Annotated in this window: 22 protein-coding genes and 1 pseudogene; 18 read left to right on the plus strand and 5 right to left on the minus strand. The window is 69.6% G+C overall.

All coding sequences use genetic code 11. The features are described 5' to 3' along the window. From BN118_RS05165 to BN118_RS05240, 16 genes and pseudogenes are all read left to right on the plus strand, one after another. Entirely contained in the window at positions 1-477 is a 477-nt protein-coding gene (locus BN118_RS05165; RefSeq protein ID WP_010930680.1) for a TadE/TadG family type IV pilus assembly protein, read from the plus strand. Next, a complete protein-coding gene (cpaB, locus tag BN118_RS05170; RefSeq protein ID WP_010930681.1) occupies positions 474-1,415 on the plus strand; it encodes a Flp pilus assembly protein CpaB in 942 nt (313 codons plus the stop codon). Before BN118_RS05165 ends, cpaB begins: the two co-directional genes overlap by 4 nt. Before the next feature lie 55 nt (positions 1,416-1,470). Beyond that, on the plus strand, positions 1,471-2,820 hold the full coding sequence (locus BN118_RS05175; RefSeq protein WP_010930682.1) for a type II and III secretion system protein family protein: 1,350 nt from the start codon (positions 1,471-1,473) through the stop codon (positions 2,818-2,820). Then, entirely contained in the window at positions 2,817-4,166 is a 1,350-nt protein-coding gene (locus BN118_RS05180; RefSeq protein WP_014905591.1) for a pilus assembly protein CpaE, read from the plus strand. Before BN118_RS05175 ends, BN118_RS05180 begins: the two co-directional genes overlap by 4 nt. Before the next feature lie 8 nt (positions 4,167-4,174). Next, a pseudogene (locus tag BN118_RS05185) lies at positions 4,175-5,528 on the plus strand (CpaF family protein). Continuing rightward, the gene (locus tag BN118_RS05190; protein WP_014905592.1) at positions 5,525-6,445 is read left to right on the plus strand and encodes a type II secretion system F family protein; all 921 of its coding nucleotides are present in this window, start codon (positions 5,525-5,527) and stop codon (positions 6,443-6,445) included. Before BN118_RS05185 ends, BN118_RS05190 begins: the two are co-directional and overlap by 4 nt. 8 nt (positions 6,446-6,453) lie before the next feature. Then, positions 6,454-7,440, plus strand: coding sequence for a type II secretion system F family protein (locus BN118_RS05195; protein ID WP_014486078.1), 987 nt, complete (start codon positions 6,454-6,456; stop codon positions 7,438-7,440). After that, positions 7,440-8,282 (plus strand): tetratricopeptide repeat protein, encoded by an 843-nt coding sequence (locus tag BN118_RS05200; RefSeq protein WP_010930685.1) that lies wholly within the window; start codon positions 7,440-7,442, stop codon positions 8,280-8,282. The genes BN118_RS05195 and BN118_RS05200 overlap by 1 nt, the downstream gene beginning before the upstream one ends. A 50-nt stretch (positions 8,283-8,332) precedes the next feature. Continuing rightward, positions 8,333-8,716, plus strand: coding sequence for a DUF3613 domain-containing protein (locus BN118_RS05205; RefSeq protein WP_409334286.1), 384 nt, complete (start codon positions 8,333-8,335; stop codon positions 8,714-8,716). A 13-nt stretch (positions 8,717-8,729) separates the two neighbouring features. Next, a complete protein-coding gene (locus tag BN118_RS05210; RefSeq protein WP_014905593.1) occupies positions 8,730-10,898 on the plus strand; it encodes a TadG family pilus assembly protein in 2,169 nt (722 codons plus the stop codon). Positions 10,899-10,919: 21 nt separating this feature from the next. Next, complete coding sequence (locus tag BN118_RS05215; RefSeq protein WP_003820229.1) at positions 10,920-12,311, plus strand: sigma 54-interacting transcriptional regulator; 1,392 nt, start codon at positions 10,920-10,922, stop codon at positions 12,309-12,311. 79 nt (positions 12,312-12,390) lie between these two features. After that, positions 12,391-13,086 (plus strand): DUF2968 domain-containing protein, encoded by a 696-nt coding sequence (locus BN118_RS05220; protein ID WP_003810189.1) that lies wholly within the window; start codon positions 12,391-12,393, stop codon positions 13,084-13,086. A 99-nt stretch (positions 13,087-13,185) separates the two neighbouring features. Continuing rightward, positions 13,186-13,653 (plus strand): DUF1178 family protein, encoded by a 468-nt coding sequence (locus tag BN118_RS05225; RefSeq protein ID WP_014905594.1) that lies wholly within the window; start codon positions 13,186-13,188, stop codon positions 13,651-13,653. Positions 13,654-13,710: 57 nt separating this feature from the next. Next, positions 13,711-14,415 carry an RNA polymerase sigma factor gene (locus BN118_RS05230; RefSeq protein ID WP_010930688.1) on the plus strand — a complete coding sequence of 235 codons (705 nt, stop codon included), beginning with the start codon at positions 13,711-13,713 and terminating at the stop codon, positions 14,413-14,415. 146 nt (positions 14,416-14,561) lie between these two features. After that, positions 14,562-15,131: a ferritin-like domain-containing protein gene (locus BN118_RS05235; RefSeq protein WP_010930689.1), complete on the plus strand. Its 570-nt coding sequence runs from the start codon at positions 14,562-14,564 to the stop codon at positions 15,129-15,131. Further along, positions 15,128-15,538: a c-type cytochrome gene (locus tag BN118_RS05240; protein ID WP_010930690.1), complete on the plus strand. Its 411-nt coding sequence runs from the start codon at positions 15,128-15,130 to the stop codon at positions 15,536-15,538. Before BN118_RS05235 ends, BN118_RS05240 begins: the two co-directional genes overlap by 4 nt. A 119-nt stretch (positions 15,539-15,657) precedes the next feature. Here BN118_RS05240 and efp read toward each other — a convergent pair whose 3' ends face one another. From efp to BN118_RS05255, 3 genes are all read right to left on the minus strand, one after another. After that, positions 15,658-16,215 carry an elongation factor P gene (efp, locus tag BN118_RS05245; protein WP_003810194.1) on the minus strand — a complete coding sequence of 186 codons (558 nt, stop codon included), beginning with the start codon at positions 16,213-16,215 and terminating at the stop codon, positions 15,658-15,660. A 142-nt stretch (positions 16,216-16,357) separates the two neighbouring features. Next, positions 16,358-17,470 (minus strand): elongation factor P maturation arginine rhamnosyltransferase EarP, encoded by a 1,113-nt coding sequence (gene earP / locus BN118_RS05250; RefSeq protein WP_010930691.1) that lies wholly within the window; start codon positions 17,468-17,470, stop codon positions 16,358-16,360. 15 nt (positions 17,471-17,485) lie between these two features. Then, positions 17,486-18,688 (minus strand): DUF2863 family protein, encoded by a 1,203-nt coding sequence (locus tag BN118_RS05255; RefSeq protein ID WP_010930692.1) that lies wholly within the window; start codon positions 18,686-18,688, stop codon positions 17,486-17,488. Between the two features lie 169 nt (positions 18,689-18,857). On the opposite strand from BN118_RS05255, the gene BN118_RS05260 reads away from it, so the two are divergent. Next, a complete protein-coding gene (locus tag BN118_RS05260) occupies positions 18,858-19,634 on the plus strand; it encodes a DODA-type extradiol aromatic ring-opening family dioxygenase (RefSeq protein WP_014905595.1) in 777 nt (258 codons plus the stop codon). Positions 19,635-19,742: 108 nt separating this feature from the next. On the opposite strand, the gene acnA is transcribed toward BN118_RS05260, so the two are convergent. Continuing rightward, positions 19,743-22,448 (minus strand): aconitate hydratase AcnA, encoded by a 2,706-nt coding sequence (acnA, locus tag BN118_RS05265; RefSeq protein WP_003820240.1) that lies wholly within the window; start codon positions 22,446-22,448, stop codon positions 19,743-19,745. A 237-nt stretch (positions 22,449-22,685) separates the two neighbouring features. Continuing rightward, complete coding sequence (locus BN118_RS05270) at positions 22,686-23,288, minus strand: lipoprotein (RefSeq protein WP_010930694.1); 603 nt, start codon at positions 23,286-23,288, stop codon at positions 22,686-22,688. 276 nt (positions 23,289-23,564) lie between these two features. Between BN118_RS05270 and BN118_RS05275 the strand changes: the two genes are divergently transcribed. Continuing rightward, a complete protein-coding gene (locus tag BN118_RS05275; protein ID WP_010930695.1) occupies positions 23,565-25,769 on the plus strand; it encodes a TonB-dependent receptor in 2,205 nt (734 codons plus the stop codon). Positions 25,770-25,851 lie beyond the last annotated feature (82 nt).

A 25,851-nucleotide genomic window follows, 5' to 3' on the forward strand; every position in this document is an offset into this window, starting at 1 on the left:
ATGCGCGCCATTTCCTTTCCGTCCCGGCGGCGCGCCCAGCGTGGCGCGGCAGCCGTGGAGTTTGCGCTGGTGATCCTGCTGATGCTGGCGCTGATGCTGGGAGTGCTGGGCTATGGCGCCCTGTTCTGGGCCCAGCAGAAACTGAGCAAGGCGGCCGGCGAGGGCGCGCAGGCGCTGCTGCAGGCCAACCTGCGCGGCGCGGCCGCCAGCGGCGTGGCCGGCTGCGAGGCGGCGCGCCAGGAGGCGGGCTGGCTGGCCATCGAGTGCGTCAGCGAGACGCTGGACTGCGCCTGGACGGCCAGCGACGGCGGGCCGGCGGCGTGCGCGCAGGTGCGGGTCCGCTATGAACTGGCAGGCTGGCCGCTGCTGGCCACGCTGCGGGGCGCGGCCGGTGCCGTCCCCGGCGCGCGCGCCTGGTTTCCCGATGTATTGAGTGCGCAAGCCATCGTGCAGATCGCGCAGGAGCCTACGACATGAGTACCGTCGCGAAAATTGCCGCCGCCGTCCTGGCGCTGGTGGCGCTGGGGCTGGGTTATGCCGCCTTCATGCTGGCTACCCGTCCGGCGCCGCCGCCGCCCAAGCCGGTGGCGCAGCGCGCCAGCGCGGCGCTGCCGACCTATCCGGTGGTGGTGGCCGGCAAGCCCATCGCCGCGGGCGACCGCCTGGCCGCCGACCTGTTGAAGATCGAGCGCTGGCCGGTGCAGCCGGCCAATGGATACGCCGAATCCGAGGCGTTGCTGGGGCAAATGGTGCGCCAGGACATCCCCGCGGGCGAGCCCGTGACCGCGCCGATGCTGGCGCGCGGCCTGGCCCGCCACCTCGCGCCCGGCGAGCGCGCCGTCACCATCGCGGTGGACGAACTGAGCGGCGCCCAGAACCGCATCCTGCCCGGCGACCTGGTCGATGTGTTCGTGGTCATGGACCGCGGCATCGAGGTGCCTGGCACGCAGACCCGCCTGCTGCAATCGCGCATCAAGGTGCTGGCCTATGGCCAGCGTTCGGTCGACGGGCCGCCGCAGGGCGAGGAAAAGCCGTCTGTCGCGCAACGCGGCCAGCCGCCCGCGGCGCCGCGCAACGCCATGCTGGCGGTGCCGGTCGAACGCGTGAACGAATTGCTGCTGGCGGCCAAGGCAGGGCGCCTGCAGCTGGTGCTGCGCTCGCCCGAGGATATCGACGTGCCGGACCTGGCGCTGTTTCCCGAGCGCGCGCCGGTACTGGCGCTGCGCGCGGGCCTGACGGCGGAGCAGCAGCGCGATGGCAAGGATGGCGTGAACCAGGCCTATGCGGGAGAAATACTGCCGCAACTGGCCGGGCCTACCGCCGCGCCCGTGCCCAAGCCGCGCGCGGCGGGCGGCGGGGGCGGACGCAGTATCGAGGTGGTGCGCGGCGGCGACGTGCAGGCAGTGCGCTATTGACGAACAGCTTGCCGCGCCGGCCGGCGCGGCATGACGCAGACAGGAAGCAGGGCGAATGAAACAGCATAAGGTCGGCAGGCACTGGGCAGGATGGGCGATGGCGCTGGCGTGCCTGGGCGCGGCCGCGCCGCTGGCGGCGCAGCCGGCGGCACCAGCTGGGGCCGCGCAGGCGCGCGAACTGCTGCTGGAGGTCAAGGGCCAGCAGCCGTTGCGCCTGGACGCCGCGCCATCGCGCGTGGCGATCGCCGATCCGCAGGTCGCCGACGTCAAGGTGCTGGCGCCCGGCGTGGGCCGCCCGGGCGAGGTGCTGCTGATCGGCCGGCAGGCCGGCACCACCGAGCTGCGGGTCTGGAGCCGCGGCTCGCGCGACCCGCAGGTCTGGACCGTGCGCGTGCTGCCGCAAGTGCAGGCCGCGCTGGCGCGGCGCGGCGTCGGCGGCGGCGCGCAGGTCGACATGGCTGGCGACAGCGGCGTGGTCACCGGCATGGCGCCCTCGGCCGAGGCGCATCGCGGCGCGGCCGAGGCTGCCGCGGCCGCCGCGGGCGGCAACGACAAGGTGGTCGACATGTCGCAGATCAACACCAGCGGCGTGGTGCAGGTGGAAGTGAAAGTGGTCGAGCTGGCGCGCTCGGTCATGAAGGATGTCGGGATCAATTTCAGGGCCGACAGCGGCCCGTGGTCGGGCGGCGTGTCGCTGCTGCCGGACCTGGCCAGCGGCGGCATGTTCGGCATGCTGTCCTATACCAGCCGCGATTTCAGCGCGTCGCTGGCGCTGCTGCAAAACAACGGCATGGCGCGCGTCCTGGCCGAGCCGACGCTGCTGGCCATGTCGGGCCAGAGCGCCAGCTTCCTGGCCGGCGGCGAGATTCCGATTCCGGTATCGGCCGGCCTGGGTACGACCTCGGTGCAGTTCAAGCCCTTCGGCATCGGCCTGACGGTCACGCCCACGGTCATCTCGCGCGAGCGCATCGCGCTGAAGGTGGCGCCCGAAGCCAGCGAGCTGGACTACGCCAACGGCATTTCCAGCATCGACAGCAACAATCGCATCACGGTGATCCCGGCGTTGCGAACCCGCAAGGCCGACACCATGGTGGAGCTGGGCGATGGCGAGACATTCGTCATCAGCGGCCTGGTTTCGCGCCAGACCAAGGCCAGCGTCAACAAGGTGCCGCTGTTGGGCGACCTGCCCATCATCGGGGCGTTCTTCCGCAACGTGCAGTATTCCCAGGAGGATCGCGAATTGGTGATCGTGGTCACGCCGCGCCTGGTTCGCCCCATCGCGCGCGGTGTCACGCTGCCCTTGCCGGGCGCGCGCCAGGAGGTCAGCGACGCTGGCTTCAACGCCTGGGGCTATTACCTGCTGGGTCCGATGAGCGGCCAGCAGATGCCGGGCTTTTCACAGTGACGAACATGAAGACACACGCTCGCGAATGGGCGGCTCTGGACAAGAGCACCTGCTTTCTCTTCTGTTCCGGCGATAACGACGTGGCGCAGCAGCTGGGCCATGCCATCGGCGACCTGGGCCTGCTGATGCAGGAACTGCCCGAGCCCGAACAGCTGGCGCGCCGTCTCGCGGACATCGATCCGCAGGTGGCGTTCCTCGACTTCACCGGCGGACAGGCCGACCCGGGCAAGTTGCTGCTGGCCGCCGACCTGGCGCGCGTGCTGGCGCGGGTGGCGCCGGCCGTGCCGCGCGTGGCGGTCGGCTATCTGGCCCAGCCGGACGGCGCCATTGCCGCCTTGCGCGCCGGGGTGAGCGACTTCGTCGATCCGTCGGTCTCGCCCGACGAGGTGCACGGCGTGGTGCAGCGGCTGGTCTCCAACCGCCGCATCGGCGGCGGCTCGGGCGGCGAACACCGCAGCGTGCTGATCCTGGGCGCGCGCCCCGGCGTGGGCGCCAGCACGCTGGCCGTGCACATGGCGGGCCTGACGCAGGAGCGCATGGCGCAGGCGGCCCTGGCGCGCCAGGGCGCGGTGGCCGGCAAGCCGGCCCGCTCGGCCGAGGTCATGGCCGCGCAATTGCCGCTGTCCGACCGCGTCGGCGTGCTGGACCTGGGCTGGCCGATCGGCGATTGCCTGCTTTACCTGAACATCAGCAGCGACTTCGATTTCGCCGAAGCCGCCCGCAACCTGAGCCGTCTGGACGGCACCCTGCTCAATTCGGCCATGGCGCACACCGCGTCGGGCGTCAGCGCGCTGGCGCTGCCGCGCGAGGTCGAGCAGGTGCGCGCGCTGTCGCCCAACGACTCGCTGCTGTTGTTCGAACGCCTGCGCCAGCACTACGGCACGCTGGTCACCGACGCCGGCGGCCTGGCCAATCCCGAGTTCGTCGCCAAGCTGGCGCGCGCCTCGCACGAAACCTGGCTGGTTACCGACCAGAGCGTCAGCGCCCTGGTCTCGCTGGCCGGCGCCGTGCAGGAGCTCGAGCAGTTCCACGTCGAGAAGTCGGCCCTGCGGCTGGTGGTCAACCGTTACGACGAACGCTATGGCATGAGCGCGGCGCAGATCGCCGAACGCTTCGGGCTGGAACTGGCCGGCACGCTGCCCGACCGCACGCTGCCGCTGATGGTCTGCACCAACCAGGGGCGCTTGCTGCACGAGCAGGCCGAACGGGATATCTACGTGCGGGCCGTGCAGACGCTGGTCGACCGGCTGCTGGCCGGCAGCGAGGCGCCGCGCGCGCGGCACAACAGCTGGCTGGCCAACTGGCTGCCTGGCGTGCATCGCTTAACCAATGTCGTTGAGAGCTGACACACATCATGATCATGCCGCCATCCATGGAATTCGGCGCCGCGGGCGGCGGCGAATTCATCGCGTCCGAACGCTTCCAGGACGTCAAGAACCAGGCCTACGAACACCTGTTGTCGCGCATCGAGGAACTCGGCGCCGAGTTCGGCCGCTGGACCCGCGCCGCCATCCAGGAATTCGTGGATATCGAGGTGGCCAGCTTCGTGCGCCTGCGCCGGGTGGCCATCAACGAGGGCGAGCTGGGCCAGGTGGCCGCAGCGCTGACCAAGGAGCTGGCCGGCCTGGGGCCGCTGGAGGACCTGCTGAGCGACCACGACGTCGAGGACATCCTCATCAACGGCAGCGACAACGTGTTCGTGTCGCGCCGCGGCGTGCTGGCCCGCGAGACCGTGCGCTTCTCCGACAACCAGCATGTGTTGCGCATCGTGCGCCGCATCCTGGCCCCGCTGGGCCGCCGGCTGGACGAATCCAGCCCCATGGTCGACGCGCGCCTGCCCGACGGCGGACGCCTGAACGTGGTGATCGAGCCGCTGTCCGTCGACGGGCCCATGGTGTCGATCCGCAAGTTCCGCCAGGACCCGCTCAAGCCCAATGACCTGCTTACCCTGGGCTCGTTCAACGAGGACATCTTCCGCCTGCTCAACGCGGCGGTGAAAGGCCGCTGCAACATCCTGGTGTCGGGCGGCACCAGCTCGGGCAAGACCTCGCTGCTGAACGCGCTGGCATTCTTCATTCCCGAAACCGAACGCGTCGTCACGGTGGAGGACACGGCCGAGCTGTCGTTGAACCACCCGCATGTGGTGCGCCTGGAGGCGCGCCAGGGCGGCTTCGACGGCGCCGGCGCGGTCAGCCCGCGACCTGATCCGCAACAGCCTGCGCATGCGGCCCGACCGCGTGGTGGTGGGCGAGGTGCGCGGCGCCGAAGTGATGGACATGCTGCAGGCCATGAACACCGGGCACGAAGGGTCCATGGCCACGATCCACGCCAACTCGCCGCGCGAATGCCTGTACCGGATCGAAATGCTGGCGGGATTCGCCGGCTTCCAGGGCAGCGAGGACAGCCTGCGCCGGCAGATCGCCAGCGCGCTGGACTTCATCGTGCAGATCGGGCGCCTGCCCAACGGCAAGCGGCGCGTCATTTCCATTACCGAAGTGACCGGCATGGGCGACGCGGTGATCGCCACGCAGGAGCTGTACCGCTACGAAGCCTATGCGACGCCCGACGGCGAGGAGAAGGACAACTGGGTGAGCCTGGGCATCCTGCCCCACACGCCCAAGCTGGCGCGCATGCGCAACGAATTGCGCGGCGCGGCGCCCGACAGCGAGCCCGAGGGCGACGGCGGATTCTGGGGGCGCAGGCGATGAGCCTCATGGCCTGGCTCCTGGGCGCGCTGGCGCTGCTGGCGGCGGCGGCATTGCTGCTGCGGCAGGCGCGCGACGGCGCGCGCCGCCAGGCCAGCGAGGCCTTCCTGGAGCGCCAGCTCGAACTGCGGCCGGGCCAGCCCGAGGCCTCGCAGGCGTCCGCCGCGCGGCGCCGCCTGCCGATCTCGAACGGGGCCTGGCGGCAGCTGCTGCTGCGCGCCGGCGTCGAACCCACGCCGCGCTTTCTCGCCGCCTCGGTCGGCGCGCACCTGGGCGTGCCCGCGCTGGCCTGGCTGTTCGGCGGCTGGATATCGGCGGCGGCAGCCTTGTTGCTGGTCGCGCTGCTGTGGTACTTCCACCTCTGGCTCAAGGCCGACCGCCGGCGCCGGCGCATGGTGCATCAGTTGCCGACATTCCTGGACGCGCTGGTGCGCCTGATCACCATCGGCAACAGCGTCAATGCGGCGTTCCAGAATGCGCTGGGCAGCGTCGAGCAGCCGCTGCTGGAGGTCCTGCAGCGCGCCGACAGCCAGGTGCGCTCGGGCAAGGACCTGGACGCCGCCCTGCACCAGGTGTCGCGCCAGTACCAGCTGCGCGAGTTGTTCCTGGTGTCGGCGGTCATCGCGCTGGCCTTGCGCTTCGGCGGCCGCAGCGACCAGGTGCTCGAGCGCATGGCCGCGTTCATGCGCGACCTGGAGCAGGCGCGCGACGAATTGACCGCCCTGTCGGCCGAGGTGCGCCTGTCGGCCTGGATCCTGGCCCTGCTGCCCATCGGGCTGGCGCTGTTCATCATCATCTTCAACAACCAGCTGTTCATGGGCATGTGGCACGACCCCATGGGCTTTCGACTGCTGGTGTTCGCCATGCTGCTGCAGGCCGGGGGTTCGTACTGGCTGTATCGCATGGCCCGCTCGGTGTAGGACTCGCCATGGACAGACTTCTCGCCGATTCCCAGACCCGCATGCTGCTGGTGGCCGCGCTGCTGGTGCTGATGGTGGCCTGCGCGGTGGTGGGCGCGGCCCTGGTGGCGCGCGCCGGCCGCCAGCAACGCAGCCGCGCGGTCGTCGATCGCGCCCTGGCTGCGCGCGACGGCCACGTCGCCGAGCCGCCGCCGGCCGGCCGCATGGCCGCGGTGGCCAGCGCGGCCGAGCACGCCGGCGCGAAACTGGAGCACGGCAAGCTGGGCGACTCGCTGCTGGCCAGCGACGACCGCAAGCTGATCGACGCCTGCGGGTTCCGCAATCCGGCGCGCGCCCGCGCCTGGTTCATGCTGGCGCGCCTGCTGCTGGCCGGCCTGGCGCCCCTGGCGGCGTGGCTGGTCTTGCGCGCGCGCCATGCGGACCTGCCGCTGGCCTATGTCGCGTGCGCCGTCTTCCTGGGCTTCGGGCTGGGCTGGATGGTGCCCAAATGGATGCTGCTGCGGCGCATCGCCAGGCGCCGCGAATGCGCCGAGGCGGAGCTGCCGCTGTTCATCGACCTGCTGCGCCTGCTGCAGGGCGTGGGCCTGTCGGTGGACCAGAGCATGCATGTGCTGATCCAGGATTTCCGCTCCGTCATGCCGGTGCTCGGCGGCGAGCTGAAGATCGCCGCGGAACAGTATGCCCGCGGGCGTACGCGCGAACAGTCGCTCAGCCGCCTGGCGCAGGGGTTCGACAACGACGACCTGAGCGCCATCTGCCGGCTCATCGTGCAGGTGGATCGCCACGGCGGCGCCGTGCAGGATCCGCTGGCGCGCTTCGCCGAGCGCGTGCGCGAGCGGCGCCGGCTCGAATTGAAGGCGCGGGTGGCGCGGCTGACGGTCAAGATGACCGGCGTCATGGTCGTGACGCTGCTGCCCGCGCTGCTGATCATCACCGGCGGCTCGGGCTTTGTCGCCTTGCTGCGCGGCATGTCGCAAGTCATGGGGGAAGGGTAATGAAACGATCACACCGTCTCGGCCTCGCGCTGGCGGCGGCCGCGCCGCTGCTGCTGGGCGGCTGCCAGACCAGCAACGTCGATACGGCCATGCAGCTGATGCAGCAACAGCAGCAGGAACAGGCGCTGGCGCAGCAGCGCGAGGACGCCGACGAGCGCAAGCGCCTGGCCGCCAAACCGGAGCTGGCGCTGTCGCTGATCCGCGAGGCGCAGCGGGAAGGGCGCTACTTCGCCTCGCTGGCCTACCTCGATGCCTACCGCCAGAATTTCGGCGACTCGCCCCAGGTGGCGGTCATGCGCGCCGACGCCTTGCGCATGACGGGCCAGATCGCGCAAAGCGAAAGCGCCTACCGCGCACTGACCGGCACCGACCAGGCCGCCGCCGCCTGGCATGGCCTGGGCCTGCTGGCCGGCGGCCGCGGCGACTTCGACCAGGCGGCCGACTACCTGGCACGCGCGACGCGGCTGCGGCCCACCGACGCCAACATGCTCAACGATCTGGGCTATGCGCTGCTGCGGGCCGGCGATCCGCGCGGCGCGCGCCTGCCGCTGGGGCAGGCGGCCGAGCTGGCGCCCGCCAACGCCAAGGTGCTGGGCAACCTGGCCTTGCTGCTGCTGGTCGAGGGCGACTATGCCGGCGCGCGCCAGGTCATGGACCGCGCGGCGTTGAGTCCGCGGGCGCGCCAGCGCGTGCAGGAACTGGCCAGCCAGACGCGCCACGCCGGCGTGTCCGCGGCCGCCGCGGTGCCGGTGGCGCAGGCCGCCGGCCGCGAGGCCATGGTGATGCCGGTGCTGCAGCGCCCGGTCATGGACCGCTTCGGCAATCCGCCGCTGCTGCAATGACCCCGACAGGAGATTCGCATGACCACCCATGACCTTCCCCGTTTCCTGCTGTGCGTGGCGCTGGCCGGCCTGGCCGCCGGCGCCGCGGCGCAGACCCATCCTCCCTTGACCGCGGCGCCCGCGGCCCCGGCCAGCCCGGCGCCCGCGGCCCCGGCCAGCCCGGCGCCGGCCGCCGAACGGCCGGTGGTGCGCCAGGTCGCCGCGCCGGCCGCGCCCGCCGCCGCGGCTGCGGCGGCCGACGAGGACGCGGTCGGCGCGGCCTGCTGGCCGCGCAGGCCGACGGCCGGCGCGCCGGGCCGGGCCTGCCGCTGCAGGGGCCGGTGGCCAGCGCCGCGTGGCAGCGCTACCTGGAGAGTTTCAGCCAGCCCATTCCCCAGTGGTTCGGCGAGCGCATCGAGGACAACGTCGGTGGCTCGGGCGGCGGCGGGGGCTGAGGCGTCTGTGTCCATGAACGTCCCCCGCCCGTTGCGCGCGCGGCGCCGCCAGCGCGGCTCCATCCTGATCCCGGCGGCGCTGGCCATCCTGATCGGCGTGGCGCTGCTGGGCGCGGCGCAGCTGGGCTACTTCTTCTATATGAAGCGCGAGCTGCAGAAGACCGCCGATCTGGCCGCGCTGACCGGGGTGCAGGTGCTCAGCCCCGGCGACGAGGCCGCCTGCGCCGCCGCCGGCCAGGCCGTGCGGGCCAGCGTGCGCGCCAACCTGGGCAGCCGCGCCGACGACGGGCTCAGCATCGAGCCCACCTGCTGGCGCTGGGCCCGCGACGAAGCCGAACTGGCGCCGCGCTATGTGCGCGAACCGGCCGACCCCAGCGAACGCTACAACGCCGTGGCGGTGGTGCTCGGCATGCCGGTGCGGGCATTGTTTCCGTTCCTGGGCGGCCGCACCCTGGAAGTCGAGGCCATCGCCGCGCGCCCGGCCGATCCCATCGCGGCCTTCTCGGTCGGCACGGGCCTGCTGGCCACGGGGTCGGGCGAACTGACCCGGCTGCTCAAGCAGGTCGGGCTGGACATCGGCGGCACCGCCGTGCTGGGCTATGACATCGGCCTGGCGGGCGTGAAGATCACGCCGGCCGGTCTGCTCGATGCGTTGGGCATCGCGGTCCCGACCGACATTTCGGTGGCCGGCTTGAATCAACTGCTCTCGGCCAATGTCAGCGCGCTCGACGGCGTGCTCGACGCCGTGGTGCGCGCCGCCAGCCGCGACAGCCTGCTCGACGCCAACGTAGGCCTGGTGCAGGCCATCGAGACGGCGGTGGGCGTCAAGGACCTGGCGGTACGGCTGGGCTCGGAGACGGCCGAGCGCGCCGGCGGCCTGTTCGCCAACATCCAGGCGCCCGACGCCGCCTCGGCGCTCAATGTCGAACTCGACGCGCTGGAGGTGCTGGCCACCGCCATCGGCGTGGGCACCTCGGGCCATGCCATCGCCTGCGGCGTGGGCGCCACCGCCTATACCTCGCAGATCCGCGTGCATGCGCCGCTCAGGCTGGACACCGGCTCGCTGCTGGGCGGGCTGGTGCGGCTGGACCTCGACATTCCGCTTACCGTCGATGTGGTCAACGGCCATGGCACCATCGAGGCGCTGTGCCACGCGCGCGACGCCGCCGGCCGCGACCTGGCCGTCGTCAGCACCCGCTCGTCGCTGCTCAAGATCTGCCTGGGCGGCCCGCCGGCCGGGCTGACGGGCCCTGAACTGGCCAACTGGCCATTCTCCACCACGGCCAGCTGCGACGAGAACCTGACGCGCAAGCGCCTGCTGGGGCTGGAGCTGAACCTGCTGGGCAAGCGCGTCAACCTCGCCTCGCTCAACCCCGACCCGCCGCTGGTCGTCCCGGCGCTGCAGACCACCAGCGAAGACGACTACTACGCGGGCCAGCGCCGTTCGCTGGGCAACGAACTGGCGCTGGGCGATACGGTGAAGGACCTGGTCGATGCCTTGCTGGCCGCGCTGATCGGCAACTCCCTGCAGGGCGGCGCGGGCCTGGGCGGCGGCGACCAGGGCGAATTGCGCAAGGACCTGGCCGGCAAGATCTGGGCCGACACCGCCGCCGAGGTGGCCGCCTGTACGCCCGGGGCGTCCGGCAAGGCCGGCTACGACTGCCGGCGTGCCCGCTGGTCGCGCGGCATCGAGAACATCGAGAACTATTCGAACGGCCTGACCGGTTTCCTGGGCGGGCTGAGCGCCAACACGCTGGGCCTGCTGGGCAACCTGGTGACGCTGGACGTGGTGGGATTGCTGGGCAACGTGGTCGGCCTGGTCGGCAACCTGGTCGATCTGCTGGGCGACATCCTGGGCGGCATCCTGGGCGTGCTGTTTCCCACCAACCAGTGCGCGACCTGGTCGCTGCTGGGCGGCTACCAGGGCAGCGAGGCGGGCTGCGTCAACGAGTTGGGCAAGGCCCTGGCCAACAGCACGCCGCCTTCCGGCGGCAATCCCCCCAACGCGATCGTCGTGTTGCTGGGCTATCTGCTCAAGCCGCTGGCCGACATCCTCAACATGATCGGCGCCGACCTGCTGCGGCCCCTCATCGAAAACGTGCTGGGCCTGCGCCTGGGCGTGACCGATGTGCACATGATGTCGATCGATTGCGATGGCAAAGGAGTACAGCTTGTTTATTGATTCGACTTTCCGGAGGCACACATGAGCGACCAGGCACCGGCTTGCGACGCTGTCGATGTGTATGTCTGGGAAGGCACTTCGGACATCGCCTTTCGCGCCGAGCGCGCCCTGGCCGGTTATGAGGCGACGGTCATCCACGTCGACAATTCGGTTGCCCTGCCGCCGTCGCGCGACGCGGCGCGTCCGGCCGTGGGGCTGGTGTCGGTCAGCGTCATGGGCGATGCGCGCTTTGCCGGATTCGACTGGCTGGCCACCCAGGGCATCCCGGTGATCTGGGTGGCCGGCGAGGAGCGCAACCACGATCCGCGCTACTACGCGCCGGCGTACTCGTACACCTTGCCCTTGGCCTTCACCGGCGCCGAGCTGCGCCGCCTGCTGTTCCGGCTGGCCGGCGTGGCGCGCGCGGCGGCCGTCGACGAACCGCGCCCGGCGCCTGCGATGATCGCGGTTTCGCCCGCCATGCGCGGCCTGCTGGCCGAGGCCGAGATGTTCGCCGACGCGCGCGCCAACGTGCTGGTCCATGGCGAGACCGGCGTCGGCAAGGAGCGCATCGCGCGCCTGCTGCACGACCAGTCGTCCTGGGCCGGCGGACCGTTCGTGGCGGTGAACTGCGGCGCCATTCCGGAAGGCCTGTTCGAGGCCCATTTCTTCGGTCACGCCAAGGGCGCGTTCACCGGCGCCGTCGGCGCGCACAAAGGCTACTTCGAGCAAGCCAGCGGCGGCACGCTGTTCCTGGACGAAATCGGCGACCTGCCTTCGTACCAGCAGGTCAAGCTGCTGCGCGTGCTCGAGCAAAGCTCGGTGACGCGGCTCGGCTCCACCGTGGCGATCCCGGTCGAGTTCCGGCTGGTCGCGGCGACCAACAAGGACTTGCGCGCCCTGGTGGCGCAGGGCGAGTTCCGCGCCGACCTGTACTATCGCCTGGCCGTCATCGAGCTGCACATTCCCAATCTCGAAGCGCGCGGCGCCGCCGAAAAAACGGCGATCTTCGCCGCCTTGCTCAGGCAGCAGGGCATCGAGGACGAGCCGCCGGCCTGGCTGTTGCAGCGCGTGGCCGCCGCGCGCTATCCGGGCAACGTGCGCGAGCTGTCGAACCTGGCCGAACGCGTCGCCATACTGCGGCGCCAATTGCGCGCCTGGGACCAGCCGCGCATCGAGCAGGTGTTCGAGCGCCACGCCCAGGCCACCCCGCTGGCGCCCGCCACCCCCGGCGATGCCGACGCGCCGGCCTTCAACGCGGCCGAGCGCGCCGAGCGCGAGCGCGTGCTGGCCGCCCTGGAGGCCAATGGCTGGCGCCGCCAGGACACCGCGCACCACCTGGGGATCAGCCGCAAAGTGCTGTGGGAGAAAATGCGCAAGCTGCGGCTGGGCGAAGCGCAGGCCGAAACGGCCGATGGCGTGGCCGATCCGTAACCGGCCGGGTTGGGCCACGGGTTTTACGAAACCGCACGATAAGTTGCTATAGTTGAAAGATTATTGCTGAGGGGAAGGAATGAAAATCCGCTATCTGGGCGCCGGCGCGCGACTGACCGTCGCCGGCCTGGCCCTGTCCAGCCTGGCCGCCTGCGCCAGCGCGCAATCGGAAAGCCGGCCGGTGGTGCAGCAGGTCGAGGAAAAACAGGCTGCCGCCGCGCCGGTCGAGCCGCCGGCCCCCGCGCCCGCCGCGCGTCCCGCTTCCACGGTCAGCGAGCTGCAAGGCCTGATCCAGGCGCGCCAGGTGTCGGAACTGCGTACGACCTACAACGGCAGTTATGGCGCCAGCCTGCTCTACAAGCCGGACGAGCTCACCTATTATGTCGCGCTTTTCCAACAAAAGGATTTCTGGCGCGTACTCAAGACCAAGTCGGTGAACCAGGCCGAGTCCACCTACCGGGCGTTCGCCAGCAAGACGGCGGAACTGGCCGAGGTCGATATCCAGCGTATCCGCCTGCAGGCCGAGTACGCGCATGCGGAGAAGCAGCTCGGCGCGCGCAACGCCGAACTGACGGCGCTGCAGGCCGACCAGGCGCTGCGCCAGCAGCAGGAGCAGCAGGTCGCGGTGCGCCAGGCCCAGTCGCGCCAGGAAGCGGATTCGCTGTCCGAACAGCGCCAGGAAGTGCGCAGCCAGCTGCGCGCCATGCAGCGCCAGATCGACGCCTTGCAGGCCGAGCAGGCGCGCGTCGCGGCGCCGGCCAGACGCGGCAAGTAAGACAGGCCGGACGGCGCGGCAGCCCGCCGCGCCGTATGGCGGGGCGGGGCATAGGCGGCTACGCTTGTATTATTGCCGGTTCGCCCTCATATAGACGCCATGGCACTCAAAGTATTCGATCTGCAGTGTGAGCAAGGCCACGTGTTCGAAGGCTGGTTCGGCTCGCACGAAGACTACGACGCCCAGCAGGCGCGCGGCCAGATCGCGTGCCCGGTCTGCGAGTCATCCCGCATCACCAAGCGCCTGTCCGCGCCGCGCCTGAACGTGGCGCACCTGCATCAGCCCGCTGCGGCGCGGGCGCCGGCGCCGGCGCCCGCGCCGGAGTCCGAGGCCGCGCGCATGGCGCGCCTGCAGGCGGCGGTGCTGCGCCAGGTGCGCGAGCTGGTGCGCAACACCGAGAACGTCGGCGCGCGCTTTGCCCAGGAGGCGCGCCGCATTCACGAAGGCGAGGCCGACGAGCGGCCGATCCGCGGCACCGCCACGCCCCAGGAGCGCGCCGAGCTGGCCGACGACGGCATCGACGTCGTCAGCCTGCCGGCTTTTCTCGACGACGAGCGCATGCAATAAGCGCCGGCCGGGAACGCGGGCACGGCCCGCGCCATCCAATGCGTGGAGGCCACCACCATGCACCCGTCATCACTGCAATCCCAGGCGCCGGCTCCCGAGCTGGCCGCGGACGCCCAACTGGCCGCGCGCGCGGCCGCCGGCGAGGACAGCGCGTTCGAAACCATCATGCGGCGCCACAACCGCCTGCTGTTTCGCACCGCCCGCAGCATCCTGCACAGCGACGCCGAAGCCGAGGACGCGCTGCAGGAGGCCTATCTGCGCGCCTGGCGCGCGCTGGACAGCTTTCGCGCCGACGCCCGGCTGTCCACCTGGCTGGTGCGCATCGTCATCAACGAATCGCTGGGCCGGCTGCGGCGCGGGCAGGCGCAGGTCATTCCCCTGGATGCCGCCATGGAATCGACCGAACTGCAGAACCAGGAGTGGCTGCACGACGCAATCGATCAGCAGCCGGATCGCCAGGCCATGCGCGCCGAGATCCGCCGCCTGATGGAAGCGCGCATCGATCTCCTGCCCGACGCGTTCCGCAGCGTGTTCGTGCTGCGCGCCGTCGAGGAGCTGAGCGTGGAAGAGGTCGCGCAGGCGCTCGATATTCCCGAAGCGACCGTGCGCACACGCTTTTTCCGCGCCCGCGGGCTGCTGCGCGAAGGCCTGTCGCGCGACGTCGACATGGCGATCGGCGACGCGTTCTCGTTCGACGGGCAACGCTGCGACCGTATCGTGGCCGCCGTGCTGGCGCGGCGGGGCGAGCGCGCCGGCGCCTGACCGGCGCAGGAACGGCAGGGGCGGCCGCCTCATCCAACAGGCAGGACTGTTCGCCAAAGCGGATGGTCCGGCGCCGGTTCGCCGGCGCCGCGGCCGCGGGCCGGCATTTCCGTCCAGCTCGGCCGTCCATCGCCACGGAGACAGCCATGTCGTTCCTGCAGATATCCAGCCCCTGTGCGGCGCGCCGCCGCTTCCTCGGCCATGGTGGCCTGGTTCTTTCGGCCGCCGCGGTCGCGCTGCTGGCCGGCAAGGATGCGCTGGCCGCGCAAGCCGGGTCGGGCTCCAGCCAGGATGTACAGATCCTCAATACCGCGCTGGCGGCCGAGCTCGAGGCCATCGCCGCCTACCAGCTGGACGCCGAGAGCAAGCTGCTGGACAAACCCGTGCTGGCGCTGGCGCTGACCTTCCAGGGCCATCACAAGGAGCATGCCGACGTGCTGGGCAAGACCGTGGAAAAACTGGGCGGCCAGCCGGTGGCGGCCAAGCGCAGCTATGCGTTCCCGACCAGCCAGTTGAAGTCGCAGGCCGACGTATTGCGTTTCGCCGCGAAGCTGGAGCAGGGCGCCGTCAGCGCCTACCTGGGCGCCGTGCCGCTGTTCGCCAATCGCGACCTGTCCAAGGCCGCGGCCAGCATACTGGGCGACGAAGCGATGCACTGGGCCGTGCTGCGCCAGGCGCTGGGCGAGCCCCCGGTCCCTTCGGCCTTCGTATCATGAACGCGGGCCTGGCCTGGCGGGCCGGCGCGCTGTGCCTGGCCCTGGCCGCGCCGTCGGCCGCGCGGGCCGCGGCGCCCGACCCGGTGCGCGGCGAGCAGGTCTACGCGCGCTGCCTGGCCTGCCACGCGCTGGCCTACGACCGGGTGGGGCCGCGCCACTGCGGCCTGCTCGGGCGCAAGGCCGGCAGCGTGCCCGGTTTCGCCTATACGCAAGCCATGAAGGACTCCGGCCTGACCTGGGACGCCGCCACGCTCGACCGCTTCCTGGCCGATCCCTTGAAGACCGTGCCAGGCACCGCCATGACCTACGCGGGCGTGCCGGATGCGGGCGAGCGCGCCGACCTCATCGCCTACTTGCGCGCGGCCGCCGCCTCGCCGGCGTGCGCGGGCGTGGCCACGCCGCATTAGATTCGGTGCCTGCCCGTGCAGTGTGCCTGTCCCCGCCGGGACAGGCACACCATGCCGGGGCAAAAAAAACGGGCCGCGCATGCGGCCCGTTTCGGTTGCGCCTGCGAGCGGCGCGCGCATCAGTTGACGCGGCTGCGGTACTCGTTGGTACGGGTGTCGATCTCGATCTTGTCGCCGATCGCGCAGAACAGCGGCACGCTCAGTTCGAAGCCGGTGTTGATCTTGGCGGGCTTGAGCACCTTGCCCGAGGTGTCGCCGCGCACGGCCGGCTCGGTGTAGGTGATCTCGCGCACCAGGATGGTGGGCAGCTCGACCGAGATGGCGCGGCCGTCGTAGAAGACCACCTCGACGGGCATGGCTTCTTCCAGGTAGTTCAGCGCGTCGCCCATGCTGTCGGCTTCGATTTCGTACTGGTTGTACTCTTCGTCCATGAAGACGTACATCGGATCGCCGAAGTACGAGTACGTGCATTCCTTGCGTTCCAGCACCACGACGTCGAACTTCTCGTCGGCCTTGTAGACCGACTCGCTGCCCGAGCCGGTCAGCAGGTTCTTGAACTTCAGCTTGACGACGGCGGCGTTGCGGCCGGACTTGTTGTATTCGGTCTTCTGGACGACGAGCGGGTCCTTGCCGACCATGATCACGTTGCCGACTCGCAATTCCTGAGCGGTTTTCATCGATTAAAACTCCGGGGTGATTTGCGCACTCGCCGTGCTTGCGCGCTGTGCTTTCAGGCAACCGCTGCGCCCCGGGAGGCTGTCAAAGTGAGGCCTTGAGCACCGGCCGATCCGGGCAAAGCAACTCAGATAACTCTCTATTCTAGCTTGTCTTGGCCAGTTCCGCGCAGAAATCCGCGAGAGCGTCCCCCAAATCGGGGCGCGCCGCCTGGGCGGCGTCCCAGGCGCGCGCCGCCTGGTTCCATTCTCCCCAGGCGGGTTCGGCCAGCGCGCCGGCCAGGGCCTGTTGCGGCGCCGGCGCGCCGGGCGCCTGGTTCCAGGCACGTATCAGCGCATGGGCGGCCGCCGGCGCCGGGTAGCGTGCCAGCCACGCCTGCAGCTTCTCGAGGTGGGCGTTCTCGGCTTGCGCGTAGATCTGCCACAGCAGCGGGCGGGCGGCCCAGGCAGCGCGCACGAACGAGTCCTCGCCGCGCACGCAATTCAGGTCGGCGCACCAGAGCAGGCGGTCGAAGTCCGGCTGGCTGACATAGGGCACCCGCGCGAGCGTCAGCTGGCCGTGCTGCCCGGGTTCGGGCAGTCCGGGCGCCACGCCTTGCGGCACCAACAGCAGCGTGGGGCGCGCGTCTTGCATCAGCGCGTGCGCCAGCGCCTGGTAGGGAGCGTCCGGGTAGCAGAACAGGTTCACCAGCCGCGCGCCGTCGTCCCGGCGGGCCAGGGCCGCCTCGTCCAGGCCCAGCGCGCGCAGCAGCGTCCGTTGTTGCGCGCGCGAGGTCTGCAGGGCGTCGCGGTCGCGGCTCAGCCCCGGCTCGCGGATCAGGCCGCCGGTGGCGGCGCTGAAGCCGGGAAAGAAGAAATGCTTGACCAGGCCGTCGGCGCGCTGCGAGGGCAGGCCGTGGCAGGTTTCCACCCAGGCTTCGGCGCTGAGATATTCCAGGTTGATCCAGACCGGCTGGAACCGCCGCATGGCTGCGACGTACGCAGGCGGCGGATCGCAGGCGAAGGCCTCGATCACCACGTCGCCGGGCGTTTGCGGCCATTCGGCACGGTCGTCCCAGCGCAGGATTTCGATCGTGTCGCACACCTGCTGGTCGCGGTCCGGCACGATGCCGGGCTGGATACGCGCGAACGCCGCCAGGTCATCCACCCACAGGCGCACCTGCCAGCGCCGCCCGTGCGCCAGGCGGCGCGCCAGGCGCCAGCACACGCCGATATCGCCCAGGTTGTCGATGACGCGGCAGAAAATATCGGCGCGCATGGCGGCGCGATCCGGTCAGTGGAACTTGGCCGGCACCGCTTCGGCGTCTTCCGGCAGTTCCGCGTGCACCAGTTCGCCCAGCGGATTGGGAAAGTGCGGCGCGCCGCAGTCCTCGCAATACTCGGGCGGCAGTACGCCCGGGATGCGGCGCACGTCGCTCACGCCGTATTCCTTGAGCAGGGCCGCGATCTCGTCGACCGCGTTGGGCTGGCCCTCGTCGGCCGGGACGTCGTCCTCGCGCCCGTACAGCGGCCACACACAGCCGTAATAGACGTCGTTGCTGTTGCGCGCGGTAAAGCCGATACGGTATTCGTCGATGCGTGCTTCGCCGCAGCCCGCCACCACCGCGCGCATCTGCGAGGGCTCGAGGCTGACCGCGCTTTCCAGCCAGGCGATGGCGGCGCGCAGGGACAGCGGCCGCACCCGGCGGTCGGCTTCGCGGTTGCTGACGTAATAGGCGTCGGGCAGCAGGCATTCGATGCCGCAGCCCGGCAGCAGCGCGGCCAGCGTGGGCTGGGCCTGTTCCACCCATTGCGCCAGGCAGGCGTCGCGGCTGGCCTGCGGGTCGTCCCAGCGCTCCTGCCAGCGGAACACCGGCGCGCGCTCGGGCACGGCCACGGCCGCCACCACGTAGCGCGTGTCGGCTAGCATGTTGGCGGTTTCCACGTCGTCGTTCAAGGCGGGCTTGGCGGTTTCCGCGCCCAGCGCCTGCGTGCCCAGGCGGTGCAGCCATTGCCAGGTCTCGGCGAAGGTGCGCGGCATCTGGTCGATGCTGACCAGGTGCGGCATCAGGGCCACGCGCACGCCGTCGGCCAGGATGTGGCCATGCAGCTGCGCCAGCAGCGCCTGCTGGGCCGGCGCCGGAATCGGTCCGGTGGGAATCGTGTAGCGCGTCCACGCCACGACGGGCGCCACCAGCAGCACGACGTCATGGCGGGTGCCGTTCTTTTCGATCTGCATCGATTCGGACAGCGTCTCGGACTGCTCGATCAGCACTTCGTAGGCGCCGGGATCGGTTTGCGCGAGATTGTCCAGCGCGCTTTCCAGCGGCGCGTCATGGCCGCTGCGCAGCAGCTTGGTGATGGCCTCCGCCAACTGTGCCTCCCAGTACAGGTCTTCGACCTTGCTGCCTGAGCGGTCGAGCGCGTGGGCCAGCGCCACCAGGCGCGAAGCGTCGCGGTTCAGCCGGGGAGAGGATTGACTGCGGGTACGGGCCATGAGGTGAGATCAGACGAAATAAAGTGGCGAACCTCATAGTGTACCTGTCCGGGCCGCCGGGGTCGTGCCGTGTTGTTGCTATATTGGCAATAGTCTATGGATAGTCATGGGATTTATTGCTGGATTGAAAATTCCGACAATAAGGCATTCCTATTTGCCGGAGGTCGCCATGCGCCTGCCCACATTGTTCGTTTCCCACGGTTCCCCCATGCTCGCGGTCGAGCCCGGCCGCACCGGCCCCGCGCTGACTGCCTGGAGCGACGGGCTGCCCGAGCGCCCGCGTGCGGTGCTGGTGGTTTCGCCGCACTGGATGGGGCAGGGCCTGGCGGTCTCGACCCGCGACCGCCAGGTCGCCTGGCACGATTTCGGCGGCTTTCCCGCCGACCTGTACCAGCTGCAGTACCCGGCCGAGGGATCGCCCCGATTGGCGCAACAGGTGGTGGACGTGCTCGCGCACGTCGGCATCCAGGCCGGCAACGATGCGCGGCGTCCGCTCGACCATGGCGCCTGGGTGCCGTTGCGCTACCTGTATCCGCACGCCGACCTGCCGGTCGTGCAGCTGTCGCTGGACATGGAGCGCGACGCGCGCGGCCAGTATGCGCTGGGCCAGGCGCTGGCGCCGCTGCGCGATGACGGCGTGCTGGTGATCGGATCGGGTTCGCTGACGCACAATCTGCGCGACGTGCGCATGCCGCATGGAGCGCCGCCCGCGGATTACGTGGCGCCGTTCCAGCAATGGTATGCCGAGCATCTGGCCGCGGGCGACGTCGAGGCGCTGCTGGACTGGCAGGCGCGCGCGCCGGGCGCTGCCCGCGCCCATCCGCACGACGACCACCTGATGCCGCTGTACGTGGCGCTGGGGGCGGGCGGCATGCCCGCGCGCCGCCTCAACGACGAGGTCGCATACGGCGCGCTGGCCATGGACGCCTACCAGTTCGGCGCCTGAGCCGCGGCCGGCGGCATCATCCGCGCCGTGTGACCCCGTCCAACGAAAAAACCCTCCGGCCAGCAGGCCGGAGGGTTCGGGTCGCGCAGGTCGTGAGGCGGGACGCCGTCAGGCGGCCAGCAACTGGCGCAGTACGAACGGCAGGATGCCGCCGTGCTGGTAGTAATCGACCTCGATGGGCGTGTCGATGCGCAGCAGCACCGTCACGTCCTGGCGCGAGCCGTCGGCGCGGTGGATCGTCAGGGTGACGTCCTGCATCGGCTTGATGCCGCCCTCCAGGCCCGTGACGTCGAACGTCTCGTTGCCCACGATGCCCAGCGACTGCGCGCTGTCGCTGCCCTTGAACTGCAGCGGCAGCACGCCCATGCCCACCAGGTTGCTGCGGTGGATGCGCTCGAAGCTGCGCGCGATCACGGCCTTCACGCCCAGCAGCTGCGTTCCCTTGGCGGCCCAGTCGCGCGACGACCCGGTGCCGTACTCCTCGCCGCCGAACACGACCGAGGACGTGCCTTGCGCCACGTACTTCATGGCGGCGTCGTAGATCGACATCTGCTCGCCGGTGGGCTGGAACAGCGTCTCGCCGCCTTCGAAGCGGCTGCCGTCCGGACGGGCCGGGATCATGAGGTTCTTGATGCGCACGTTGGCGAACGTGCCGCGCATCATGATCTCGTGGTTGCCGCGCCGCGAACCGTAGCTGTTGAAGTCGGCCTTCATCACGCCGTTCTCCTTGAGCCACTTGCCGGCCGGCGAGGTCTCCTTGATGGAGCCGGCCGGCGAGATGTGGTCGGTGGTCACCGAGTCGCCGAAGATGCCCAGCGCGCGCGCGCCCTTGACCGCCGGCATGGCGGCGGGCGTCATTCCAAAGCCTTCGAAGAACGGCGGTTCGGCGATGTAGGTCGATTCGGGCCAGTTATAGGTCTCGCCCGTCACGCCCTTGATGTTCTCCCACAGCTTGCCGGGGTTGCTCTTGACCTGGCTGTAGTTTTCCTTGAAGGCGGTCGGATTCATGGCGAACTTGAGCAGCGCCTGGATCTCCTCGCTGCTCGGCCAGATGTCGCCCAGCCACACGTCGCCGTTCTTGCCGCGGCCCACCGGCTCGGTCATCAGGTCGCGCGTGACCGTGCCGGCCAGCGCGTACGCCACCACCAGCGGCGGCGAGGCCAGGAAGTTGGCCTTGATGTTCGGGTGGATGCGGGCCTCGAAGTTGCGGTTGCCCGACAGCACGGCCGAGCACACCAGGTCGTTGCCCAGGATGGCTTCGTTCAGGTCGGCGGTCAGGTCGCCCGCGTTGCCGATGCAGGTGGTGCAGCCGTAGGCCGCCACGTCGAAGCCCAGCTTCTCGAGATAGGGCAGCAGGCCGGTCTTGGTCAGGTATTCCGTGACCACGCGCGATCCGGGCGCCAGCGAGGTCTTGATGTGCTTGGGCACCTTCAGGCCGGCCTCGACCGCCTTCTTGGCCAGCAGGCCGGCGGCCAGCAGCACGCTGGGGTTCGACGTGTTGGTGCACGACGTGATGGCGGCGATCAGGATGTCGCCGTTCTTGACCTTGGTGCCGGCGCTGGTCGTGTAGGCCTGGTGCAGCTTGTCGGCCGGCTGGTTGAAGCCGTTTTCGGCGATGGGCTTGGAGAACAGCTCGGTGAAGGTGTTCTTGACGTTGCCGATCTCGATGCGGTCCTGCGGGCGCTTGGGGCCGGCCAGCGACGGCGCCACGGTGCCCAGGTCCAGCGTCAGCAGCTTGGTGTAGTTGATGTCCTTGGCCTTGGGCACGCCGAACATCTTCTGCGCCTTGAAATAGGCCTCGAGGGCGGCGATTTCCTCGGCCGTGCGGCCGGTGCCTTCGAAGTAATCGATGGTGCGTTCGTCGACCGGGAAAAAGCCCATGGTCGCGCCGTACTCGGGCGCCATGTTGCCGATGGTGGCCCGGTCGGTGACCGACAGGCTGGCGGTGCCTTCGCCGCAGAATTCGACGAACTTGCCCACGACCTTCTCGCGGCGCAGCATCTCGGTGATGGTCAGCACCAGGTCGGTGGCTGTCACGCCGCCGCGCAGCTTGCCCTTGAGCTCCACGCCGACCACGTCCGGCGTCAGGAAATAGACCGGCTGGCCCAGCATGCCGGCCTCGGCCTCGATGCCGCCCACGCCCCAGCCGACCACGCCGATGCCGTTGATCATGGTGGTGTGGCTGTCGGTGCCCACCAGCGAGTCGGGGTAGTAGACGTCGTTGTTCTTGTCACGGTGCACGCCGCGCGCCAGGTACTCGAGGTTGACCTGGTGCACGATGCCGAAGCCCGGGGGCACCACGCCGAAGGTGTCGAAGGCCTGCATGCCCCACTTCATGAACTGGTAGCGCTCGCGGTTGCGCTGGAACTCCAGCTTCATGTTCAGGTCGAGCGCGTTCTTGGTGCCGAAGTAATCGATCATGACCGAGTGGTCCACCACCAGGTCCACCGGCACCAGCGGCTCGATGCGCTTGGGGTCCTTGCCCATCTTGGCAGCCACCGAACGCATGGCGGCGATATCGGCCAGCAGCGGCACGCCGGTGAAGTCCTGCAGCACCACCCGCGCCACCACGAAGGGGATCTCGTCCTCGCGCTTGGCGTTGGCCTGCCAGTTGGCCAATTGGCGCACGTGCTCTTGCGTGACCTTGGCGCCGTCACAGTTGCGCAGCACCGATTCGAGCACGATGCGGATGGACACCGGCAAGCGCTGTACATCCACGCCCAGGGCCTTGCCCAGGGCCGGCAGCGAATAGAACTGACAGGTTTTCTTGCCGATCTTGAAAGTCTTGAGAGTGTCGAACGTATTGTGCGGCATGATGGACTCCGTGATGTGACCGCGTAAAGCCGCCATTTTCAGGCGTTTTGACGCGCTTGTCATGCAATGCGGGACAAAGCGGGGGTTGGGTTGATGTCTTATGTCTTATATAAGACTTAATCGATGCGTCAAAAGTTCCCGCGCGAGGCGGGCGCCGGGCCGACGTGCTCCCATGGTTTTACCAAGATCCGGCTATCGGCGGCATGACAGCGCGCAAGCAGCGGGCCGGTCGCGGACTCAGAACAGCCAGCCGCCGCGGTTCAGCTCGCGCTCGCAGCCCTTGTACTGGGCGCCGAAGCGTTCGGCGCGCGCCTGCACCTGCTGCGCCACCCGCTTGAGCCAGGCCTTGCGGTCGTAGCTGCGGTTGCGATAGCCGGTCCAGCCCTCATGGTAGTTCAGGTATTGGCCGTAGGCGTCCCATTTCGAGACGCCGTTGATGCGCTGGGTCTTGCTCATGTACCAGCCCATGAAGTCCAGCGCGTCGGAAAAGTTGTCGCGGCTGGCCAGCCAGCCGCCGGCCTCGCGCTTGTAGTCGGCCCAGGTTTCGTCCTTGGCCTGCGCATAGCCATAGGCCGAGCTGACCCGGCCCCAGGGAATGAACCCGAGGAAGTAGTAGCGCGGCGGCAGGGCGTCGTGCCGAAAGCTGGATTCCTGGTGCATCATCGCGATCGGCACATTGACCGGCGCGCCCCATTTCTTCTGCACATCGAGGGCGGCATCGTGCCAGGACGGCTTCTCGCGGAAGATGGCGCAGATGTTCTCGGGGTCGGCCGGAGGGCGCGTGCTGGCGCAGCCCGCCAGGGCAAGAAGGGTGGGCAGCAGGATCCAGCGTCCGAACATTGCGTCTCGTCTCTCCAGTCACTGCGGCATTCTAAGTGTTCTCCGCGCCATGTCCCGTCCAAGAACGGGGCCGATTTCCCGTCTTTTGTGCGAAAGGTCTTTGCATCTCCCGGCGTTGCCGCCGCGCGACGGATTCTTTATTTTGAATGAGAACGATTTGATTTATTAGTTAAGATGACAGGCTTTCATGCACGCAAGCCGGTGGGCGGTGGCCATGGCCGGCCCGCGCACGGCAGGCCGCTTGCGTGGCCGCGCATCCCCCTACGGACAACCACCATGAAGCCATTACCGCTCGCTTATCTCGCCGCGCTGCTGCCCTGGTACGCAGGCGTCATCCAGGCGCAATCCGCGCCCGCCGCCGGCGACGATGCCTCGATCACCCTGGAAGCCGTCAGGGTCGAGGCCAGCGCCGACGCCTCCGCCGGCGGCCTGGCGCCGGCCTTCGCGGGCGGCCAGGTCGCCACGGGCGCGAAGGTCGGCATCCTCGGCACGCGCGACAACCTGGAAACCCCGTTCTCCATCACCGCCTACACCAACGAACTGATCCAGGACCGCCAGGCCAAGGGGGTGGGCGACGTCCTGCAGAACGACCCCGGCGTGCGGGTGGCGCGCGGGTTCGGCAACTTCCAGGAGTCGTATTTCATCCGCGGCTTCATCCTCAGCTCAGACGACATCGCGTACAACGGCCTCTATGGCCTGTTGCCGCGCCAGTACATCTCGACCCAGCTGTTCGAGCGCGTCGAGGTGCTGCGCGGTGCCTCGGCGTTTCTCACCGGCGCGCCGCCGTCCGGCGGCGGGATCGGCGGGGTGATCAACCTGGTTCCCAAGCGCGCGCCCAACGAGCCGCTGACGCGCTTTTCGGCCGGCTACGGCAGCGACAGCGTGCTCGAGGCTTCGGCCGACATCGGCCGGCGCTTCGGCCCGGACGACAGCGTCGGGATCCGCATCAACGCCGCCCAGCGCGGCGGCGAGACCGCCATCGACGGCGAGCGCACCCGCACCACGGTGTTCGCGCTGGGCCTGGACTGGCGCGGCGAGCGCGCGCGCCTGTCGGCCGATATCGGCTACCAGGACAACCGCCTGAAGCGGGCGCGCCCCAATGTCACGCTGGCCGGCGACGCCGCCAAGGTGCCCGGCGCGCCCGACGCCGGCTCCAACTATGCCCAGCCCTGGTCGTACTCCAACGAACGCGACGTGTTCGGCACCCTGCGCGGCGAATACGACTTCAACGGCCGCATAACGGGCTGGGTCGCCTATGGCATGCGCCAGAGCAAGGAGGAGAACTCGCTGGCCAACCTCAATAACGTCAACGGCGCGGGGCAGGGCAAGTTCTACCGCTTCGACAACGCCCGCGAGGATACCGTCAACACCGGCGAGATCGGCCTGCGCGCCAAGGCGCGCACCGGCCCGGTGGGCCACGAACTGGTCGCCTCGGCGTCGTATTTCGACCTCGAGAAGAAGAACGCCTATGTCATGGACTTCTTCAACCAGTTCGACACCAGCATCTACGACCCCGTCAGCTACGCCAAGCCGGCCATCAGCAGCACCGCGTTTCGCGGCAACGACATGGACGATCCCGCCAAGCAGGGCGTCATCCGGCTGGCCAGCTATGCGCTGGGCGACACCATGTCGTTCTTCGACGACAAGGTGCTGCTGACCGCCGGCATCCGCCACCAGCGCCTCTACCAGCGCGACTACAGCTACGACACGGGCATCGGCGGCACCCCCTACGAGCAAAGCCACAACTCGCCCGCCGCCGGCCTGGTGGTGCGCGTGACGCCCCAGGTGTCGCTGTACGCCAACTACATCGAGGCCCTGTCGGCGGGCGACACCGCGCCGCAGACCGCCAACGGCCTACCGGTGGTCAACCACGGCGAATCGCTGGCGCCCTATGTGTCCAAGCAGAAGGAAGTGGGCGTCAAGTTCGAGCACGACGGCCTGGGCGGCGGCCTGGCGCTCTTTTCCACCGACAAGCCGCGCGGGTTCGTGGGCGATGACCAGGTCTTCCGCGCTTCGGGCAAGGACCGCCACCGCGGGGTCGAACTGACGACTTACGGCGAGCTCACGCGCAGCGTGCGCGTGCTGGGCGGGCTGACCTGGCTGGACGCCAAGCAGCTCAGCACCGGCAACGCCGCCACCGACGGCAAGCGCGTCATCGGCGTGCCCCGCTTCCAGGCCAACCTCGGCGTGGAGTGGGACATCCCCGGCGTGCAGGGCCTGACCGTGGACGGGCGTGTGGTCTATACGGGCTCGTCCTATGCGGATGCGGCCAACACCCTCGAGGTGCCGGGCTGGACGCGCCTGGACGCCGGCCTGCGTTACATGACCGATATCGGCGGCCATCTGGTGACCTGGCGCGCCCGCGTCGAGAACATCGCCAACCGCGACTACTGGTCCTCCGTGGGCGGCTACCCCGGCAATGGCTACCTGGTGCTGGGCGGCCCGCGCACCTTCACGCTGTCGGCATCGATGGAGTTCTGACGCCGCGGGCGGCGCGCAGCACGATTGCGCCTGGCGTAAGCTATGACCCATATGGACGCCTCCGGGAGCACCCGGCAGGCGT

The sequence above is a fragment of the Bordetella pertussis 18323 genome (assembly GCF_000306945.1).
GTDB classification, from domain to species: domain Bacteria; phylum Pseudomonadota; class Gammaproteobacteria; order Burkholderiales; family Burkholderiaceae_B; genus Bordetella; species Bordetella pertussis.

Coding starts and splice junctions, on each gene's coding strand:
- BN118_RS05165 (WP_010930680.1), top strand. CDS start 1: ATGCGCGCCATTTCCTTTCCGTCCCGGCGGCGCGCCCAGCGTGGCGCG.
- cpaB (WP_010930681.1), top strand. CDS start 474: ATGAGTACCGTCGCGAAAATTGCCGCCGCCGTCCTGGCGCTGGTGGCG.
- BN118_RS05175 (WP_010930682.1), top strand. CDS start 1,471: ATGAAACAGCATAAGGTCGGCAGGCACTGGGCAGGATGGGCGATGGCG.
- BN118_RS05190 (WP_014905592.1), top strand. CDS start 5,525: ATGAGCCTCATGGCCTGGCTCCTGGGCGCGCTGGCGCTGCTGGCGGCG.
- BN118_RS05195 (WP_014486078.1), top strand. CDS start 6,454: ATGGACAGACTTCTCGCCGATTCCCAGACCCGCATGCTGCTGGTGGCC.
- BN118_RS05200 (WP_010930685.1), top strand. CDS start 7,440: ATGAAACGATCACACCGTCTCGGCCTCGCGCTGGCGGCGGCCGCGCCG.
- BN118_RS05210 (WP_014905593.1), top strand. CDS start 8,730: ATGAACGTCCCCCGCCCGTTGCGCGCGCGGCGCCGCCAGCGCGGCTCC.
- BN118_RS05215 (WP_003820229.1), top strand. CDS start 10,920: ATGAGCGACCAGGCACCGGCTTGCGACGCTGTCGATGTGTATGTCTGG.
- BN118_RS05220 (WP_003810189.1), top strand. CDS start 12,391: ATGAAAATCCGCTATCTGGGCGCCGGCGCGCGACTGACCGTCGCCGGC.
- BN118_RS05225 (WP_014905594.1), top strand. CDS start 13,186: ATGGCACTCAAAGTATTCGATCTGCAGTGTGAGCAAGGCCACGTGTTC.
- BN118_RS05230 (WP_010930688.1), top strand. CDS start 13,711: ATGCACCCGTCATCACTGCAATCCCAGGCGCCGGCTCCCGAGCTGGCC.
- BN118_RS05235 (WP_010930689.1), top strand. CDS start 14,562: ATGTCGTTCCTGCAGATATCCAGCCCCTGTGCGGCGCGCCGCCGCTTC.
- BN118_RS05240 (WP_010930690.1), top strand. CDS start 15,128: ATGAACGCGGGCCTGGCCTGGCGGGCCGGCGCGCTGTGCCTGGCCCTG.
- efp (WP_003810194.1), bottom strand. CDS start 16,215: ATGAAAACCGCTCAGGAATTGCGAGTCGGCAACGTGATCATGGTCGGC.
- earP (WP_010930691.1), bottom strand. CDS start 17,470: ATGCGCGCCGATATTTTCTGCCGCGTCATCGACAACCTGGGCGATATC.
- BN118_RS05255 (WP_010930692.1), bottom strand. CDS start 18,688: ATGGCCCGTACCCGCAGTCAATCCTCTCCCCGGCTGAACCGCGACGCT.
- BN118_RS05260 (WP_014905595.1), top strand. CDS start 18,858: ATGCGCCTGCCCACATTGTTCGTTTCCCACGGTTCCCCCATGCTCGCG.
- acnA (WP_003820240.1), bottom strand. CDS start 22,448: ATGCCGCACAATACGTTCGACACTCTCAAGACTTTCAAGATCGGCAAG.
- BN118_RS05270 (WP_010930694.1), bottom strand. CDS start 23,288: ATGTTCGGACGCTGGATCCTGCTGCCCACCCTTCTTGCCCTGGCGGGC.
- BN118_RS05275 (WP_010930695.1), top strand. CDS start 23,565: ATGAAGCCATTACCGCTCGCTTATCTCGCCGCGCTGCTGCCCTGGTAC.